Genomic DNA, 1,225 nt, shown 5'->3' with positions numbered 1-1,225 from the left:
ATACTTGAGTGATTTCTTCATCTTCGGATGCTTCAAGTAATAACAACCATCGCACAAGTTGATCTTCTCGTGGATCGACTTCTTTATTTCGCCATTTAATTAATAGCTTAGGTAGCTCCATAAAATGAATTTCCAGCATATCTGTTAAAAGCAATTTCTGTTCTCGCTCATATAACTGAAAGGTGGAGTGATAATCATGCATATGTGATAAATAACGGAAGTTCACAATGTTAATGGTAATGGTTTTACAAAGTTCCCCGTAGTCCATGCCTTCTTTCATTTGACTACTATACATYTTGGACCAGTAATAGAGYGTTCGTTTTTCCATGTCATGTTTRTTATTAAGTTGAATTTCAATATTGACACGGCTTCCATCTTCTAACTGCGCATGTACGTCTAAAATCGAGCGTTTATCTTCTTGGTTTTCTTTATTAAAATGCGGRTCCAATAATTGAACCGTTTGAATCTTCTTCTCATCTGGAAAGCGAAGTGCCGCATTTAAAAAGGCTGCTAAAATAGATTCATTTCCATGGGTGCCAAATAACGATTTAAACGCAAAGTCGACACGTAAATCTAATCGTTTCGTCATAATGCCCTCCGTCATATTTGTGTTTGTTATTAGTATTAGTATATCACGACTAGATTTCTTCTTCCTATATCACACGTTCTAATTCGGTATGTTCATATTGAAAAACTTGTTCTTCCAGTTAGGCGCAAGATTTTCGTAGTAACCCATACATTGAATATAATTAGATAAATAATAAGAGGGATTTCTTTTTGTTTAAGTGCTGAAAGACAAAAATAAGGTGATCAACATCATCTTGAGAGATAGGCGAACGCCGTTCTAAAGCGTGTTTAATTTCTGCTAACATACATAAATCATGTAATTCATAGTCAGTGAAGATAGGTTGAAGAGAGTTTAATCCAAATAGTAACGGGAGGTTATCATGAAGGGTAGTTCCACACTCTGCGAAAAAAAGTTGTCGCCATAGATGTCCATAATGTGTAATCATTCCGTGTTCGATGATACTTACTATTGTCATTTCGATTTCAAACAGCAACATATAAGACTTAAATATGAGCTCTTTTTCCATCTGCATTCCACCTTTTATAGAACTTTTAAAATAAGTTAAATTATAGTTGCCCCGCAATCCACTGCCTACCTAGGCATACTTCGAAGGCATAGATCTGTTTCTCGCTACTCTTCCATCACCCCCTCTCTATT

General features: G+C 35.6%; 2 protein-coding genes. Both read right to left on the bottom strand.

Going from position 1 to position 1,225, the window contains the following annotated elements; all coding sequences use genetic code 11:
* Positions 1 to 589 (bottom strand): Rpn family recombination-promoting nuclease/putative transposase (locus AC1DRF_RS28575; RefSeq protein WP_477742384.1); only part of this gene is annotated, 589 nt, incomplete at its 3' end.
* A gap of 160 nt (positions 590 to 749) precedes the next feature.
* The gene (locus AC1DRF_RS28570) at positions 750 to 1,094 is read right to left on the bottom strand and encodes a hypothetical protein (protein ID WP_427077127.1); all 345 of its coding nucleotides are present in this window, start codon (positions 1,092 to 1,094) and stop codon (positions 750 to 752) included.
* Positions 1,095 to 1,225: the final 131 nt, after the last annotated feature.

Source organism: Priestia sp. P5_B4 (assembly GCF_056400385.1).
Note: the sequence above shows the minus strand (reverse complement) of the source record. Positions and strands in the feature narration are given on the sequence as shown.